Raw genomic sequence first — 15,517 nt, 5'->3', positions numbered from 1 at the left:
TCAGCCCTCCAGGGTTCCTGTTGCGGAGCGGACGGGGATCGCGGCTCCGAGGTTCGTGCGGCGGGCCTGTTCCTCGATCTCGGCGGGGGTGGCCGGGCGCCGCTGGCCGCGCTCCTCGACGAGGACGATCGACTGGTCGGCGGCGTCGGGGGCGTTGACGAAGGACCGGAAACGGCGGAGCCTGTCCGGGTCCTTGAGCGTCGCGGCCCATTCGTCCTCGTAGTGCTCCACGTGCCGGGCCATCGCCTCCTCGAGGTCCTCCGCGATACCGAGGGAGTCGTGGATGACGACGTCGCGCACGTGGTCGAGGCCGCCGTCGAGATCGTCCATCCAGCGCGCGGTCCGCTGCATGCGGTCCGCCGTGCGGATGTAGTACATGAGGTACCGGTCGATGTAGCGGATCAGCGTCGCGCCGTCGAGGTCCTGCGCGAGGAGCTGCGCGTGTGCGGGCTGGAAGCCGCCGTTGCCGCCGACGTAGAGGTTCCAGCCCTGGTCGGTGGCGATGACGCCCACGTCCTTGCCCCGCGCCTCGGCGCACTCACGGGCACATCCGGAGACCCCCATCTTGAACTTGTGCGGGGCGCGCAGCCCGCGGTAGCGCAGTTCCAGGTCGATCGCCATGGCTACGGAGTCCTGCACGCCGAACCGGCACCAGGTGGACCCGACGCAGGACTTCACGTTCCGGAGGGCTTTGCCGTACGCCTGACCGGATTCGAAGCCGGCCTCGACGAGGATCTTCCAGATCTCGGGCAGCTGCTCGAGCCGGGCCCCGAAGAGGTCGATCCGCAGGGCCCCGGTCAGCTTGACGTACAGGCCGAACTGCTCGGCGACCTGCGCGATGACGGCCAGCTTCTGCGGCGTGATCTCCCCGCCCGGGATGCGCGGCACCACGGAATAGGTGCCGTTGCGCTGCATGTTGGCGAGCGCGCGGTCGTTGGTGTCCTGGAGCGCGCCCCGGCCGCCGTCGAGCACGTACTCGCCGCGCTGCGTGGCCAGGATGGAACCGATGGCCGGTTTGCAGATGTCGCAGCCGTGCCCGGTTTTCGCCTCCTCGGAGGCACCGAAGCGGCGGATGATGTCCTGGAAGGAGGCGAGGTCGAGGGCCTGGATGGCTTCGAACAGCTCGGGCCGCGACATCGCGAAGTGCTCGCAGATGCCCTTCGAGACGGTGCGACCGGCCTTCGTGAGTTCGCTGTCGAGCAGCTTCTTGAGCATCGGGACGCACGAGCCGCACTGGGTCCCCGCGCGCGAGCACGCCTTGAGCGAGGGCATGTCGAGGGCCGGCTCTCCAGCCGCTCCGTCCTCCCCCGTCCCGTGCACCGCGGACCGGCAGGCACCGGCGGTGACGTTGTTGCAGGAGCAGAGGATGACGTCGTCGGGCAGTTCGGACTGCGGAGCCTCGCCGCCGCCGGCGGAGGAGAGGTAGGCGCCGGGCTCGGCGGGGAGCTCGCGGCCCAGCAGGGGCCTGAGCGAGGAGTAGGGTGCGGCGTCGCCGACGAAGATGCCGCCGAGCAGGGTCCGGGCATCGTCCGTGACCACGAGTTTCTGGTACAGGCCGCGGGCAGGGTCCGCGTAGACGATCTCGAGGCTGCCGTCGGTCTCCGCGAGCGCATCGCCGAAACTCGCGACCTCGACACCGGAGAGCTTGAGCTTGGTGGCCGTGTCGAAGCCCGGGAAGGTGGACACGCCGCCGAGGATCCCGTCGGCGCACACCTCGGCCATCGCATTGGCCGGGGCGACCAGCCCCATGCTGACGCCGTCGTAGCTAGCCACCTCGCCGATCGCCCAGATTCCGGGCATCGCCGTCTCGCATGCGGCGGTGATGACCACGCCGCCGCGGGGTGCGACCTCGAGCCCGGCGTCCCGCGCCAGCTCGTCCCGCGGCCGGATGCCGACGGCGAACACCACGAGGTCCGCGGGGAGGACGGCACCGTCGCTCAGCGCCACGCCGGTGACCTGCCCGCCGGCATCCGTCTCGATGGAGGTCGGCGCGCCGCCGCAGTGGATGCCCAGGCCCTTCGCGGCGATGAGGCGCCCGAGAGCCTGGCCGCCGCCCTGGTCGAGTTGCGCGTTCATGAGCCAGCCGGCCCGGTTGACGACCGTCGATTCGGCGCCGAGCTGCTGCAGTCCGCCGGCCGCCTCGAGGCCGAGGAGTCCCCCGCCGATGACGACGGCGCGCGGCGCCCGGCCCAGCCCCGCGGCGAGGCGGGCGGTCTCCGTCCGGAGCCACTGGACGTCGTCGAGCGTGCGGTAGACGGCCGCGTGCTCGCCTCCGGGTAGCGGCAGCCGCACGGCGTCGGACCCGGTGGCGAGGACGACGTCGTCGTAGGCGTACTTCTCGCCGGACTCGCCCACGACGCATCGTGCGGCGAGGTCGAGCCGGACCGCCCGCTCCCCCGTCACGAGCCGGATGGCCGGCTCCCGCCACATCAGCTGTTCACCGAGGCTCAGGTCAACGTCGCCGGTCAGCGCACTGCTCAGCGCCACGCGATCGTAGGGAGCGTGCGCCTCCTCCGTCAGCACGGTGATGGCGAGTCCGTCGGTGCCCCGCCGCCACAGGGCTTCGACCAGCCGGTGGGCCGCGGGTCCACCGCCGACGACGACGATGCGGCGCTGGGTCGGGGTGGGGGCGCCCTCGGCGGGCCGGGATGATCGCGTCTCGCTCATGGGTGCCTTCCGTCGGGACCGGGATGGCCCTGCCTCTGGTCCCACAGTACGAAGCGGCAATTTCTCTTGTGTGTCGCGGATGTATCGCAAAGTTAACTTCGGGCTCACGGGCAGGCGGGAGGGCCGTGAGGCGCAAGTTACCCGGGCGCAACAGCCCCGGGACGTGCGCGTCACGTGCGCTGCCTAGCGTTGAGCCGAACGCATCAGCCATCGAGGAGAACGCCATGACCGAGCTCATCCTGCAGCGTCCCGCCACCGCTCGTGCCACCTGGGTCGCCGTCTGCCACCTCGAGGACCTCGAGGAGTGCTGGGGCGAGGCCGCGCTCGTCGGCCGCGACCAGATCGCCCTGTTCAGGCTGCCGGGTGACCGGCTGCACGCGGTCGGCAACATCGATCCGCGGACCCGCGCCGCGGTGATGGCCCGGGGGATCGTCGGGTCCCGCGGCACGCTGTCCACCATCGCGTCCCCCCTGCACAAGGAGGTCTACGACCTCACGAGCGGCGCCTGCCTGTCCGGCGGGGAAGGCCTCAGGGCCTACCCGGTGCGGTGCATCGACGGCGTCGTCGAAGTCGACGTCGCCGCCTGAACGTCCTGGGAATGCCTCGCAGGATGCTTCAATGGCTGGCATGACCGCGCACTCCTCCCCCACGAAGACCCCCACAGCCGCCCCCATCCTCATCGCCTGCGCGCACGGGACGGACAACGCCCAGGGGCGTCGCGAGATCGACGCCGTCCGTGCTGGGATCGCCGCGCTGCGTGCGGACCTGGACGTGCGCGAGGCCTACGTCGACGTGCAGGAACCGGACCTCGTCGACGTCGTGGCGTCGCTTCCGCCGGGCCGTGAAGCCGTCATCGTGCCGCTGCTGCTGTCGGTCGGCTACCACGTGAAGGTGGACATCGCCCGGGCTGCCGCCAGCAGGGAAGGGACGGTGTCCGCACTACCGCTGGGACCGGACCCGCGGCTCGCGCTCGTCCTGCAGGAGCGCCTTGCCGAAGCCGGGGTGCACAGCGGCGACGCCGTGGTGCTGGCCGCCGCTGGATCCTCGGACGCCTGCGCGGCCGAGGACGTCGCCGAGGTGCAGGCGGTGCTCGCGGAACTCCGCACGGGCCCGGTCCTGCCGGGCTTCGGCTCGAAGGCCTCCCCTTCCGTCCCCGCCGCCGTCGCTGCGTACCGGGCGGATCCGGGAACGACGCCGGTGGCGCTCGCGTCCTACCTGCTCGCGCCCGGGTACTTCCACGACCAGCTGGCGAAGGCCGGGGCCGACGTCGTCAGCGCACCCCTGCTGCCGAGTCCCGTCATCGCCGAGATCGCCCTGTCCCGGTACGACGACGCCGTGGCGCGCGCCAGCGGTGTGCCGGCCGGGCAGGAAGCGCCCTGCGCGAGGGCGTGCGCCTTGGTGTCGACGTGCGTCCGGAGCGGCTCGGTCCAGCCGGTCTGACACCGGTCATCGGATCTTCCGGTCGCGCGGTCTTCCGGCCAGAGGACCGGAATCAGGCGACAGGCTCCAGGGAGAGACGATCCTGGACAATCGCGGCGAGTTCCTCGGCGATGCGCTGGGCCGTGGCGGTGTCGGCGGCCTCGACCATCACGCGCACCACGGGTTCGGTGCCGGACGGACGGAGCAGGACGCGCCCGGTCTCGCCCAGGACGGCCTCGGCCTCCCGGACGGCCTCCCGCACGCCCTCGTCCGAGCTGGCCGCCGTGCGGTCGACTCCCGTGACGTTGATGAGCACCTGCGGGAGCTTCGTCATGACGGCAGCGAGTTCCTTGAGGCTCTTGCCCGTGGCTGCCATGCGCGCCGCGAGCTGGAGGCCGGTGAGCACGCCGTCGCCCGTCGTCGCGTACTCGGCGAAGATCACGTGGCCGGACTGCTCGCCACCGAGGCTGAAGTCGCCATCCCGCATGCCCTCGAGGACGTAGCGGTCCCCGACGCCGGTCTCCTTGATGGTGATGCCGGCCTCGCGCAGGGCGATCTTCAGGCCGAGGTTGCTCATAACGGTGGCTACGAGCGTGTCCTCCCTGAGCTTCCCGGCGTCCTTCATGGCGAGGGCCATGACGGCCATGATCTGGTCGCCGTCCACGATCGTTCCCTCGTGGTCGACGGCGAGGCAGCGGTCGGCGTCGCCGTCGTGCGCTATGCCGAGGTCGGCTCCGTGCTCGAGCACCGCGGCCTGCAGCTTCCCGAGGTGGGTGGAGCCGTAGCCGTCGTTGATGTTCACACCGTCGGGGTCGGCGCCGATGACCACGATGTCCGCGCCGGCATTCTTGAAGACCTCGGGCGAGCAGCCGCTGGCCGCGCCGTGCGCGCAGTCGAGGACCACCTTGAGGCCCTCGAGGCGGTGCGGCAGGGTCCGGAGCAGATGGACCACGTAGCGGTCCTCGGCGTCCGCGAACCGCTGGATCCGGCCGACGTCGCCGGCCACGGGGCGGAGGCGGGCGCTCGCCATCTCGTCCTCGATCGCGTCCTCGAGGGCGTCGCTGAGCTTGTTGCCGCCGCGGGCCAGGAACTTGATGCCGTTGTCCGGTGCGGGGTTGTGCGAGGCGGAGATCATGACCCCGAAGTCGGCGTCGAGGTCAGCGACCAGGAAGGCCGCTGCAGGTGTGGGCAGCACGCCGGCGTCGTAGACGTCCACGCCCGAGCTGGCGAGGCCGGCCTCGACCGCGGCGGCGATGAATTCTCCACTGATGCGGGGATCGCGGGCAATCACCGCGGTGGGGCGGCGGTTCCCGTCGACGGCGTTGTGGCCGAGGACGACGGCGGCCGCCTGGGCGAGCTGCAGGGAGAGTTCCGCAGTGATCAGGCCGTTGGCCAGGCCGCGCACACCATCGGTGCCGAATAACTTGCTCATGGTTGACCATCCTAAGGGGAAAGCAAAGGCGGCTCGGGTGCGCCTCCTGCAGGTTAAAGCAAGAAGCCCGTCCGGAACCCCGGACGGGCTTCTTCGCGTGTCTTCCGAGCTTTAGCGCTTGGAGTACTGAGGTGCCTTGCGTGCCTTCTTGAGGCCGGCCTTCTTGCGCTCGATGACGCGGGCGTCACGGGTCAGGAAGCCTGCCTTCTTGAGGGCGGGGCGGTTGTTCTCGCGGTCGATCTCGTTGAGCGTACGGGCAACACCGAGGCGCAGGGCGCCGGCCTGGCCGGACGGTCCGCCACCGTGGATACGGGCGATCACGTCGTACGCGCCGTCGAGCTCGAGGAGCTTGAACGGATCGTTGACTTCCTGCTGGTGCAGCTTGTTCGGGAAGTAGTCGGCGAGCTCGCGCCCGTTGACGATCCACTTGCCGGTGCCGGGAACGAGGCGCACGCGGGCGACTGCTTCCTTGCGGCGGCCGACGGCTCCGCCGCCGACGGTCAGCGCGGGGCGCTCCTTGACGGCGGTCTCGCTGCCTTCGGTGGACTCTGAGGTGTAGCTCGTGAGCTCCTCAGTGGGTTCATTCAGCTCTTCAGTGTTCTGAGCCACGGTTCTCCTTGAAGTGATTTTCTTAGTGTTGGTGGCCAGGACTACTGGGCGACCTGGGTGATTTCGTACGTGGTGGGCTGCTGTGCGGCGTGGGGGTGCTCCGCGCCGCGGTAGACCTTCAGCTTGCCGATCTGCTGGGCGGCGAGCGAGTTCTTGGGCAGCATGCCGCGGATAGCCTTCTCGACTGCGCGCTCCGGGTTCTTGTCCAGGAGTTCGACGTAGCTGGTCGACTTCAGGCCGCCCGGGTAACCGGAGTGGCGGTAGGCGCGCTTCTGCTCGAGCTTGGAGCCGGTGAGGGCCACCTTCTCGGCGTTGATGATGATGACGAAGTCGCCCATGTCCATGTGGGGGGCGAACGTCGCCTTGTGCTTTCCGCGCAGCAGGATAGCTGTCTGGCTGGCGAGGCGGCCGAGCACAACGTCGGTTGCATCGATTACGTGCCACTGGCGGGAGATATCGCCTGGCTTCGGGGTGTACGTACGCACGGTTATGGCCTTCGTTTCTATTTCGGTGTCGCCCACATCCACGGAGTGCTCCGTGCCCGCGGGCTCAGCTTATTCATGCGTTACCGGAACTTCAGGTGAGGGCTGAAATACGACCAGTTATCCCGTGAACCTCGGCTCCGCCCCCGGGCCAGGTGGTTCTGCAACTGAACCGCTCCGTAGGGCGCAGACGTATCGAGTTGGGATACGCACAACGACTACCAAGGTTAGCCTGTTGGCGCGCCCTAGGTCAAAACCGACCGGAGCCCATCGCCAGCACGCGTCGGGGCGGGTTCGCGCGAGACGTAGCCGGGGCATAGCAGCGCGAGCGCAGATTCTGCGCAGTGCGCGTACAGGGCCGGTGCAGGTTAGTGAATGTTCACTCAGGATCAGGGCAAACCAGGTTTCCTACGGAATCCCGTTGCTAGCTTTCTGGCAGTGCTGGCGCTGGGTCAGCCGCTCGGAACCCCCTCAGGAGTCCCCCATGTTCCTCGTATCGAATACCCGCATGCACATCCTCCCCCGCCTGGTCCGCAAGGAAGACGGCGCCACCGCCGTCGAGTACGGCATCATGGTCGCTCTCATCGCCGTCGCCATCATCGCAGCAGTCACGCTTCTTGGTGGCGGGCTGCAGACCTCATTCGTCAAAGCCTCCTGTGCTATCACGAGTGGCAGCTACTCCGCGCCCGTAGCAGCTACAACCGGTCCTTCTGCTGCACCCGCCGTTCCCGCCACCTGCACCGCGACGCCGTAACTCTCTCCCCTGTCCGCCGACTGGTGGCCCGACCTGTGCGTCGGGCCACCACGGATCTTCGCTATACCCGCGGAAGGCATGCGATGAGAAGAACGGGCGAGCGAGGCGCAGCCGCGGTAGAAATGGCCCTCGTCCTGCCCGTCCTCATCCTGCTCCTGTTCGGCATCATGGAATTCGGCCGAGCGTTCAACGCACAAGCCACCCTCAGTAATGCAGCCAGGGAGGGCGTTCGTGTCGCAGCAATCACGAACATCGAGTCGGACGCAACGACGGCGGCGCTACGCGCGATGAATACCCTCCGCTCGACTCCGACCAATCCGACGGTGACTTATCGCTTTACGAAGGACAACGTCTCCTACGCGACGTGCGCCGCAGGTCGACAGGTCGAAGTGACGATTTCCTATCAGCTGAGCACCCTCACCAAGATCGCCGGGCCATTCGCGATGAAGGGCAGAGGAGCGATGCTGTGCGGAGGCTGATGTCAACCGCAGGCGGGAATGAACAAGGCGCGATTAGCGTGCTCGTGGCCATCCTCATGGTCGTCTTGCTTGGCTTCGCTGCCCTGGCCATAGACATCGGCATGATTGTCTCCGAGAAGGCCCAACTCCAGAACGGCGCGGACGCCGGCGCGCTGGCCATCGCCCAGAAGTGTGCAGCCAACGAAAGCGACACCACAGGATGCGCGGACACGTCGCTTCTGGCGCAGAGCCTGGCGAACGACAATGCCCTCGACAAGCGGACAAATATCAAGAGCGTCATTCTCGACAAGCCGGCGCGCAAGGTGACCGTGACCACGGGCGCTATGCAGCAGGGCGGAGCCCCGAACCAGATGTCGCTCATCTTCGCCAATGCACTCGGTATCAGTTCACGCGAAGTAACAGCAAGATCGAGCGCCGTCTGGGGTAGTCCCACGAAAGGAACCGCTCCATTCCCACTCACCTTCTCGATTTGTCAGGTGCAGGGACAGGTCGGAGGGTCGCTTCAGTTACTTCAAGCTCATGGTGACAATGCGAACCCTGACTGCAATTACGGTCCTTCCGGTGCTGCTGTTCCCGGTGGTTTCGGATGGCTGGTCCAGTCCCCCGGCCAGTGCGGAGCATTCGTCGATATCGCCGTACAACTCGGTGGCGGTGACACGGGCAACAACGGGCCCAGCAACTGCGACTCCATCCTCAACGACTGGGCGACAGACATCGCCGCCGGCAAGGCAGTAACCGCGCTGCTTCCGGTCTTCGACAGTGTCACCGGCACCGGCAACGGCGCGCAGTATCACCTCGTCTACTTCGCTGCGTACGAGGTGAAGGGCTGGTCCTTCTCGGGCAACAACTCACTGCCGATGACCTTCCACAGCAGCGTGACCGACGGTGGCGTCACCAAGAGCTGCACCGGAAACTGCCGCGGAATCATCGGAAAATTCGTCAAGTACGTCTCGCTAGCCGATGGTTACACCCTCGGCCCTGTCACGAGCGGCGGAGTCACCGTCGTACGCCCCGTCCTCTGAAGCATCGCTAGGAAACCCACACTATGAAATCCCGTCTCCTGGCCGGCGTCACCGCCGCAGTTCTGGCGCTCGTCGGCGCCCTCATGCTCTGGGGCTACGCGCAGGGCGCGGAAGCCCGCGCAGTCGAGGGCCTCGACCCGGTCGATGTCCTGGTGGTGGCTACTGCTGTTCCTGCGGGTACGCCATCCGAAGAGCTTTCGCCATTCCTGACAACAAAAGCCCTGCCGGCCGCGGCCGTAGGAACCTCAGCTCTCAAGGACCTGAACGCATCGACGGGCAAGGTAACAGCGGTGGAACTGATGCCCGGCGAGCAACTACTCGCCGAACGCCTCGTCGACCCCGACGACGCCTCGGTCACCGGCAGTGTCGAGGCTCCCGAAGGCCTCCAGGAGGTGTCCTTCACCATCGAGCCCGACCGCGCTGTCGGCGGCAAGATAGTACCGGGGGACCTTATAGGGGTCTTCATCCTGGTGGACTCAGGCGGGCTCGAGGAAGAGCCCGCCGTCCCCACAACCAAACTGGCCCTCCACAAGATCCTCGTCACCTCGGTGCAGCGGGCCCCCACCGCGGTTGCCGTCGACCCCGCCGCCGACCCGGAGGCGCAGGCCCGCGCCGAAGCCGAAGCGCTGCCGAGCGGCTCCCTCATGCTCACCGTCGCCGTGGACACCGCCCAGGCGACGCGCATCGTCCACGCGAACCAGAACGCGACCCTGTGGCTGAGCAAGGAAACCGCCGCGACGGTCGAGGGAGACTCCCCCATCCTCCAGAACAAGGACTTGTACCGATGAGCAGATTCGTCCTGATCACCCCCAGTTCGGAGTTCGAGCAGAAGCTTCGCCTCGCGGTCTCCGGCGGCCTGCCCGGTCATGTGAAGAGCCTGCCGGCGAGCGTCCTCTCCGGAGACCCGGCCGGCGTCCTCGACCAGCTGTGGCAGGAGCGGCCGGAAGTCCTCGTCTTCGGGCCCGGCATCGCCCTGGAAGACGCGCTGCGCCTCGCCATCATCGTGGACGTGACCTTCCCTGAGATCAGCGTGGTGCTGGTACACGACGATCACCCCGAGGTCGCCCTGCAGGCCATGCGCTCGGGCGTTCGTGACATCCTCTCCCCCCTGGCGGACGTCCCCAGCATCCGCGCCCAGCTCGAACGCGCGTGCCAGGCCTTCGCGTCCCGCCAGCGACCTGACGCGCAGGCCCCGCGTGAACAGCAGAGCGGACTCGTCATCGGGGTGTTCTCTCCCAAGGGTGGCGTCGGCAAGACCACGATCGCCACGAACCTGGCCGTCGGCCTCGGGAAGATGGCCCCGATGGGCGTGGTGATCGTGGACCTCGACCTCCAGTTCGGCGATGTCGGCACCGGGCTGTACCTGAACCCCCAGTACTCGGTGCTCGACGCCGTCTCCGGCGCCGCCACCCAGGACTCGATGGTCCTCAAGGCCTTCCTGACGCCGCATCCCTCAGGTATCTACGCGCTCTGCGGCCCCCGCAACCCCGCCGACGCCGACCGCATCTCCTCCGCACAGGTGGCCCGCCTGATCCAGCAGCTCGCGCTCGAGTTCCGCTACGTCGTCGTGGACACCGGCCCCGGGCTCACGGAGCCGAGCCTCGCCGCACTGGAGCAGTGCACCGACGCCGTCTGGGTCACCGGCATGGACGTGCCGAGTGTCCGCGGCCTGCGGACGGGCCTCGACGTACTGCATCAGCTCAACCTCATACCGGAGACCCGCCACGTGGTCCTCAACTTCGCGGACACCAAGACGGGGCTCTCGGTGGAGGACATCGAGGCGACACTCGCCGCGCCCGTGGACATCTCCATCCCCCGCTCGCGTGCCATCACCCTCGCGACGAACCGGGGCGTTCCCCTCCTCCAGGACAAGGTCCGCGATCCGGCGACCAAGAGCCTCACCGACCTCGTCCAGCGGTTCGACCACGAGTGGCGCGCGAAGTCGCAGCGGAAGCTGCACCGCCGCGTGGTGGTGCGATGAGCCTCTCCGCGCGCATCCAGGCCGCCGGCCTCTCCCCCGTCCCCACCGCCGGACCTTCCGCCGCTGCTCCCGAGGAGCCGCGCCCGGCGGCCCTGGCGCCCGCCGTCGTGCGTGAGGTGCCCGAGAAGCCGGGATCCGCGAAGGTGGATGTCTTCGCGGGCCTCAAGCAGCGCGCCGCGTCGGCCCTCTTCGAGCGCATGGGCGCGCGTGCCAGTGACACCTCCATCAGCGAGGAGGACCTGAAGGTCGTTGCCCGCGAGGAACTCAGCCAGATCATCGACGCCGAGCAGGTGCCGCTCAGTCCCGACGAACGCCGCCGCCTCATCCAGGATGTGGCCGACGACGTGCTCGGGTTCGGCCCCCTGCAGCGGCTCCTCGATGATCCGACGGTCACCGAGATCATGGTCAACCGGATGGACCAGATCTACGTGGAGCAGAAGGGCCGGCTGACGCTGAGCGATTCGCGATTCAGCTCGGAGGAACACCTGCGCAGGGTCATCGAGCGCATCGTCTCGAAGGTCGGCCGCCGCATCGACGAGTCCTCGCCCTTCGTCGACGCGCGCCTCGAGGACGGCTCACGCGTCAACGCCGTCATCCCGCCGCTCGCGGTCAACGGCTCGTCCCTGACCATCCGCAAGTTCAGCAAGGTTCCCCTGACGGTGCAGAACCTCATCGATTTCGGGACGCTGACACCCGAGATGGCGGAGCTGCTCGATGCGTGCGTGAAGGCGAAGCTCAACATCATCGTCTCGGGCGGCACCGGAACGGGGAAGACGACCCTCCTCAACGTGCTGTCCTCCTTCCTGCCGGGGGACGAGCGCATCGTCACCATCGAGGACGCCGTCGAGCTCCAGATCCAGCAGCAGCACGTGGTCCGCCTGGAGAGCCGCCCCCCGAACACCGAGGGCAAGGGCGCCGTCTCCATCCGGGACCTCGTGCGCAACTCCCTGCGTATGCGACCCGACCGCATCGTGATCGGCGAGGTACGCGGCGGCGAATCACTCGACATGCTGCAGGCCATGAACACCGGCCACGACGGCTCGCTGTCGACGGTGCACGCGAACTCGCCGAGGGACGCCGTCGCGCGCCTCGAGACCCTTGTCCTGATGGCCGGCATGGACCTGCCACTCCGGGCCATCCGCGAGCAGCTGGCATCCGCCGTCAACCTCGTGGTCCAGATCTCGCGCCTCCGCGACGGCAGCAGGCGCATCACCCACGTCACGGAGGTGCAGGGCATGGAGGGCGACGTCGTCACACTGCAGGACGCCTTCGTCTTCGACTACTCCGCCGGTGTCGATGCGAAGGGCCGCTTCCTCGGGAAGCCCGTGCCCACGGGCATCCGTCCCCGCTTCATGGAGCGCTTCGAGGACATGGGCATCACGGTCTCCCCCGCGGTCTTCGGGTCCGCACCCCTGCGCGGGCGGTAGGCGGATGGCAGTCTTCCTGGCCGGCGTGGTGCTGGTGATCGGGGCCATCGTCCTGGCGCTCGTGGCACTCCGGCCGTCGCAGTCGCCGGTACCGCTCGACCGGCGCCGGCCGCCGGTCGACGAGCAGCACTCGCAGCTGTCCCGGTTCGCGGGGGCCGTCGGCCGCGCCATGGACGGGTACCTTCAGCGCCACCCCAAGCGTTTCCTCAATCAGGCGGTGCTGGAGACCGCCGGAGTGCGCATCAGCCAGGCCGAGGTCTACCTGCTCGTGATCCTGGGCGGAATCACCGGCCTCCTGCTCGGCTGGGTTGTGCTCGCCCCGGTGATCGGGGTCCTCCTGCTCCTGCTCGCACCCGCGGCGGCCCACCTGGTGGTGGGCTTCCTGACGGGACGACGACGGCGCCGCTTCGATGCCCAGCTCGGCGACACCCTGCAACTGCTCACCGGTGGTCTTCGCGCGGGGCACAGCATTCTCCGCGCGATCGACGCGGCCGCCACGGAGGCCGACAGCCCGACGTCGGAGGAGATGCGGCGCATCGTGGCCGAGACAAGCCTCGGCAAGGACCTCCTCGCCTCGCTCCTCGACACCTCGCACCGCATGCAGAACGAGGACTTCGCGTGGATCGCCCAGGCCATCCAGATCAACCGGGAGGTCGGTGGTGACCTCGCCGACGTGCTCGACCAGGTGGGACACACCATCCGCGAGCGCAGCGAGATCAAGGGCCACATCAAGGCACTCGCGGCAGAGGGGAAGTTCTCCGCCTACATCCTGGCCGCGCTGCCCTTCGGCATCGCGCTCATGCTGACCGTGGTCAGTCCCGGCTACGTCGACCCGCTGTTCACCAAGCCGCTCGGGTGGGTGATGCTGGCCGGTGCCGCCGTCATGATGACCATCGGCGGGCTCTGGCTGCGCAAGATCATCGACCTGAAATTCTGAGGAACCCCTTCCATGGACCTGATCCTGCTCACCTCGCTCCTGCTCACCTCGGCCCCCATCGGCTACTTCAGCTGGTCCCTGCTGACGTCGGACGCGAAGCTGCGCCGGACCATCAAGGTGAACCTCGAGCAGGGCCGTGGTGTCGGTGCGGCAACGGAGCGCCGACACCCGCTGCGACGCCTGGGCAGGCGCGTCACGCCACAGGCCTACGTCCTGAAGCTCGACCACCTGCTCGCCCTCGCCGGACGTCCGGCGTCGATGCCCCTCGAGAAAGTCCTGACGGCCAAGCCCCTCCTCGGCCTGGCCGGCGGTATCGCAGGCTTGCTCCTGGTGCAGTCCTCCCCCGAGAAGCTCTTCGTGATGCTGGGCATCTTCATCACCGTGCTGGGGTACTTCGTCCCGGACCTCCTCCTCTACAGCAAGGGCCAGGAGCGGCAGAAGGCCATGGCCCTGGAACTCGCGAACACGCTGGACCAGATGCTGATCTCCGTCGAGGCGGGCCTCGGCTTCGAAAGTGCGATGCAGCGAGCGGGCGAGACCGGGAAGGGCCCCCTCGCGGACGAGCTCGTGCGGACGCTGCAGGACATGCAGGTGGGGCGCAGCCGGCGCGAGGCGTACCTCGCCATGGCGGACCGCAGCACCATCCCCGAGCTCCGCAGCTTCGTGAAGGCGATCGTCCAGGCGGACGCATACGGCATCGCCCTGTCCGGGGTGCTGCGCACGCAGGCCAAGGTCATGCGGGTGAAGCGCCGGCAGCGCGCCGAGGAAAAGGCCATGAAGCTGCCCGTCGCGGTGCTCTTCCCGCTCCTGCTGTTCATCTTCCCGGTGCTGTTCATCGTCATCCTGGGGCCCGCGGTGCTGAACGTCATCGACACCTTCGCGGGGCAGTGAGGCGCACGCCGGGGAGGTGAACATGCAGCGTCTGCTCAGTTCTTCTTCACCATCAGCAGATTCCCGACAAAACGCCAGCTGACCACCGTAGCCTGACGTGGTGCCCGTAAACCCTGCCCCGAAGGTCCTGCCACTCGTGGACCTCGCCGTCCTCACGCTCCTCGAGGGGCAGCTCAACGATCCCGAGCCGGCCAGGGCTTTTGCCCGCGACTACATCACCGGGTTCGAGGACCGCTACCTCCGCCTGACGAGCTCGCTCGGCAACCGGGACGTCCCCGCAGCGCTGGACGCCGCCCTCAGCCTCCGCAATTCGTCCGCCATGGTCGGTGCCGCCCGGCTCTCCGCGCTGGCGGCGGACTTCGAGACGGCCGTCGCCACCGACGACCTGGACACGGCCCGCCGCTCGCTACCCGTGATCGAACGCTGCGGGCTGGACACCATCAGCGAACTGGAAACCGGCTACCTCACGGCCGCCTGACGGGTCACGACGTCGGAGGCTGGTCGTGGCCTCAGGACCGGGCAGGCGTCAACCGGTAGCCGACACCTCGCACGGTCTGCAGCCAGCGCGGGTTCTTGGGATCCTCGTCCAGCTTTCGGCGCAGGTTCCCGATGTGCACCTCGATGGCGCGCTCGTCGGAATCACTGATGTAGGTGTCCTCGCCGTAGTAGTCGCCGCGGACCACGCGCACCAGATCAGCCTTCGTCCTCACCGCCCCGTTGCTCTTGAGCATCTCGTGCAGCAGGTCGAACTCGCTGCGTGTCAGACCGAGGTCCCCCCCGTCGACCACCACGGTGCGCGCAGCGGCATTCAGGGCCAGGCCGTTGTGCTCCAGCATCGCCGGTGCAGCGCCGGCAGCGGGCTCAGGAGCCGGAGCAGCCACAGGCGGCGATGCCGGGACGGCCACGGCGCGGGACGGCACCCCGGGCTCCGGAACGGCACGCGGACGGCGCAGCATCGCCGCGATGCGGGCCCGGAGCTCGCGGGGGCGGAAGGGCTTGGTCAGATAGTCGTCGGCGCCCAACTGCAGGGCCGTGAGCGTATCCAGTTCGTCCCCGCGCGAGGTCAGCATGACCACGTAGCAGTTGCTGGTCGAGCGGATGCGCCGCAGCACCTCGTAGCCGTCGATGTCCGGTAGGCCCACGTCGACGGTGACGACGATCGCGTCATGCGTCCGCACCAGATCGACGCCGGCCCTGCCACTGGGCGCGACGTGCACCTCGAAGCCCGACTGCTGCAGGACGGCAGCGACGAGATTCCGCACGTCGGCGTCGTCCTCGATGACGACCGCGACCCCGGGATCGCTCACTCCGCCCCCACCGTTCGACCTGCGCTGAAGCGTGTTTGACTGCTCATAATTCCCATTGTGCCTGTCCGCGTGCCGGTTTCGCGTCGCCATCCGGTGCAAAACGCTGGTGA

General features: G+C 68.3%; 16 protein-coding genes. 11 read left to right on the top strand and 5 right to left on the bottom strand.

The features are described from left to right. Complete coding sequence (gene nirB, locus AC1MFI_RS09310) at positions 1-2,667, bottom strand: nitrite reductase large subunit NirB (protein WP_479816344.1); 2,667 nt, start codon at positions 2,665-2,667, stop codon at positions 1-3. 224 nt (positions 2,668-2,891) lie between these two features. Here nirB and nirD point away from each other — a divergent pair, with 224 nt between their 5' ends. Together nirD and AC1MFI_RS09300 are read left to right on the top strand one after the other, a co-directional pair. Next, entirely contained in the window at positions 2,892-3,254 is a 363-nt protein-coding gene (nirD, locus tag AC1MFI_RS09305; RefSeq protein ID WP_479816343.1) for a nitrite reductase small subunit NirD, read from the top strand. Positions 3,255-3,285: 31 nt separating this feature from the next. After that, the gene (locus AC1MFI_RS09300) at positions 3,286-4,107 is read left to right on the top strand and encodes a sirohydrochlorin chelatase (protein ID WP_479816341.1); all 822 of its coding nucleotides are present in this window, start codon (positions 3,286-3,288) and stop codon (positions 4,105-4,107) included. 52 nt (positions 4,108-4,159) lie between these two features. Here AC1MFI_RS09300 and glmM read toward each other — a convergent pair whose 3' ends face one another. From glmM to rplM, 3 genes are all read right to left on the bottom strand, one after another. Further along, complete coding sequence (gene glmM / locus AC1MFI_RS09295) at positions 4,160-5,518, bottom strand: phosphoglucosamine mutase (protein ID WP_479816339.1); 1,359 nt, start codon at positions 5,516-5,518, stop codon at positions 4,160-4,162. Positions 5,519-5,629: 111 nt separating this feature from the next. Then, the gene (rpsI, locus tag AC1MFI_RS09290; protein ID WP_055768155.1) at positions 5,630-6,127 is read right to left on the bottom strand and encodes a 30S ribosomal protein S9; all 498 of its coding nucleotides are present in this window, start codon (positions 6,125-6,127) and stop codon (positions 5,630-5,632) included. A 41-nt stretch (positions 6,128-6,168) separates the two neighbouring features. Beyond that, the gene (rplM, locus tag AC1MFI_RS09285; RefSeq protein WP_055768152.1) at positions 6,169-6,612 is read right to left on the bottom strand and encodes a 50S ribosomal protein L13; all 444 of its coding nucleotides are present in this window, start codon (positions 6,610-6,612) and stop codon (positions 6,169-6,171) included. Between the two features lie 481 nt (positions 6,613-7,093). Here rplM and AC1MFI_RS09280 point away from each other — a divergent pair, with 481 nt between their 5' ends. The 9 genes from AC1MFI_RS09280 (at position 7,094) to AC1MFI_RS09240 (ending at position 14,578) form a co-directional block, all read left to right on the top strand. Then, the gene (locus AC1MFI_RS09280; RefSeq protein WP_479816336.1) at positions 7,094-7,363 is read left to right on the top strand and encodes a Flp family type IVb pilin; all 270 of its coding nucleotides are present in this window, start codon (positions 7,094-7,096) and stop codon (positions 7,361-7,363) included. 83 nt (positions 7,364-7,446) lie between these two features. Beyond that, complete coding sequence (locus AC1MFI_RS09275) at positions 7,447-7,842, top strand: TadE/TadG family type IV pilus assembly protein (RefSeq protein WP_479816334.1); 396 nt, start codon at positions 7,447-7,449, stop codon at positions 7,840-7,842. A gap of 38 nt (positions 7,843-7,880) precedes the next feature. Beyond that, positions 7,881-8,864, top strand: a complete 984-nt coding sequence (locus AC1MFI_RS09270) for a Tad domain-containing protein (RefSeq protein WP_479816333.1) — start codon at positions 7,881-7,883, stop codon at positions 8,862-8,864. Positions 8,865-8,887: 23 nt separating this feature from the next. Further along, on the top strand, positions 8,888-9,652 hold the full coding sequence (cpaB, locus tag AC1MFI_RS09265) for a Flp pilus assembly protein CpaB (protein ID WP_479816332.1): 765 nt from the start codon (positions 8,888-8,890) through the stop codon (positions 9,650-9,652). Further along, positions 9,649-10,845, top strand: a complete 1,197-nt coding sequence (locus AC1MFI_RS09260; RefSeq protein WP_479816330.1) for a CpaE/TadZ family protein — start codon at positions 9,649-9,651, stop codon at positions 10,843-10,845. The genes cpaB and AC1MFI_RS09260 overlap by 4 nt, the downstream gene beginning before the upstream one ends. Further along, positions 10,842-12,272, top strand: a complete 1,431-nt coding sequence (locus tag AC1MFI_RS09255) for a TadA family conjugal transfer-associated ATPase (RefSeq protein ID WP_479816329.1) — start codon at positions 10,842-10,844, stop codon at positions 12,270-12,272. Before AC1MFI_RS09260 ends, AC1MFI_RS09255 begins: the two co-directional genes overlap by 4 nt. Before the next feature lie 4 nt (positions 12,273-12,276). Beyond that, positions 12,277-13,209 carry a type II secretion system F family protein gene (locus AC1MFI_RS09250; RefSeq protein ID WP_479816328.1) on the top strand — a complete coding sequence of 311 codons (933 nt, stop codon included), beginning with the start codon at positions 12,277-12,279 and terminating at the stop codon, positions 13,207-13,209. A gap of 12 nt (positions 13,210-13,221) precedes the next feature. Further along, complete coding sequence (locus tag AC1MFI_RS09245) at positions 13,222-14,100, top strand: type II secretion system F family protein (protein WP_479816326.1); 879 nt, start codon at positions 13,222-13,224, stop codon at positions 14,098-14,100. A 100-nt stretch (positions 14,101-14,200) separates the two neighbouring features. Beyond that, positions 14,201-14,578, top strand: a complete 378-nt coding sequence (locus tag AC1MFI_RS09240) for an Hpt domain-containing protein (protein WP_479816325.1) — start codon at positions 14,201-14,203, stop codon at positions 14,576-14,578. Between the two features lie 31 nt (positions 14,579-14,609). Here AC1MFI_RS09240 and AC1MFI_RS09235 read toward each other — a convergent pair whose 3' ends face one another. Next, positions 14,610-15,407, bottom strand: a complete 798-nt coding sequence (locus tag AC1MFI_RS09235) for a response regulator transcription factor (RefSeq protein WP_479816323.1) — start codon at positions 15,405-15,407, stop codon at positions 14,610-14,612. Positions 15,408-15,517: the final 110 nt, after the last annotated feature.

The organism is Arthrobacter sp. BC5, from assembly GCF_056680255.1.
The sequence above is the reverse complement of the archived record's forward strand: the minus strand, read 5'-3'. Positions and strand labels throughout refer to the sequence as shown.

Bases quoted from the DNA above. Each gene is read 5' to 3' on its own strand.
- nirB (WP_479816344.1), bottom strand. From the start codon at position 2,667: ATGAGCGAGACGCGATCATCCCGGCCCGCCGAGGGCGCCCCCACCCCG.
- AC1MFI_RS09245 (WP_479816326.1), top strand. From the start codon at position 13,222: ATGGACCTGATCCTGCTCACCTCGCTCCTGCTCACCTCGGCCCCCATC.
- nirD (WP_479816343.1), top strand. From the start codon at position 2,892: ATGACCGAGCTCATCCTGCAGCGTCCCGCCACCGCTCGTGCCACCTGG.
- AC1MFI_RS09300 (WP_479816341.1), top strand. From the start codon at position 3,286: ATGGCTGGCATGACCGCGCACTCCTCCCCCACGAAGACCCCCACAGCC.
- glmM (WP_479816339.1), bottom strand. From the start codon at position 5,518: ATGAGCAAGTTATTCGGCACCGATGGTGTGCGCGGCCTGGCCAACGGC.
- cpaB (WP_479816332.1), top strand. From the start codon at position 8,888: ATGAAATCCCGTCTCCTGGCCGGCGTCACCGCCGCAGTTCTGGCGCTC.
- AC1MFI_RS09275 (WP_479816334.1), top strand. From the start codon at position 7,447: ATGAGAAGAACGGGCGAGCGAGGCGCAGCCGCGGTAGAAATGGCCCTC.
- AC1MFI_RS09260 (WP_479816330.1), top strand. From the start codon at position 9,649: ATGAGCAGATTCGTCCTGATCACCCCCAGTTCGGAGTTCGAGCAGAAG.
- AC1MFI_RS09255 (WP_479816329.1), top strand. From the start codon at position 10,842: ATGAGCCTCTCCGCGCGCATCCAGGCCGCCGGCCTCTCCCCCGTCCCC.
- AC1MFI_RS09250 (WP_479816328.1), top strand. From the start codon at position 12,277: ATGGCAGTCTTCCTGGCCGGCGTGGTGCTGGTGATCGGGGCCATCGTC.
- AC1MFI_RS09280 (WP_479816336.1), top strand. From the start codon at position 7,094: ATGTTCCTCGTATCGAATACCCGCATGCACATCCTCCCCCGCCTGGTC.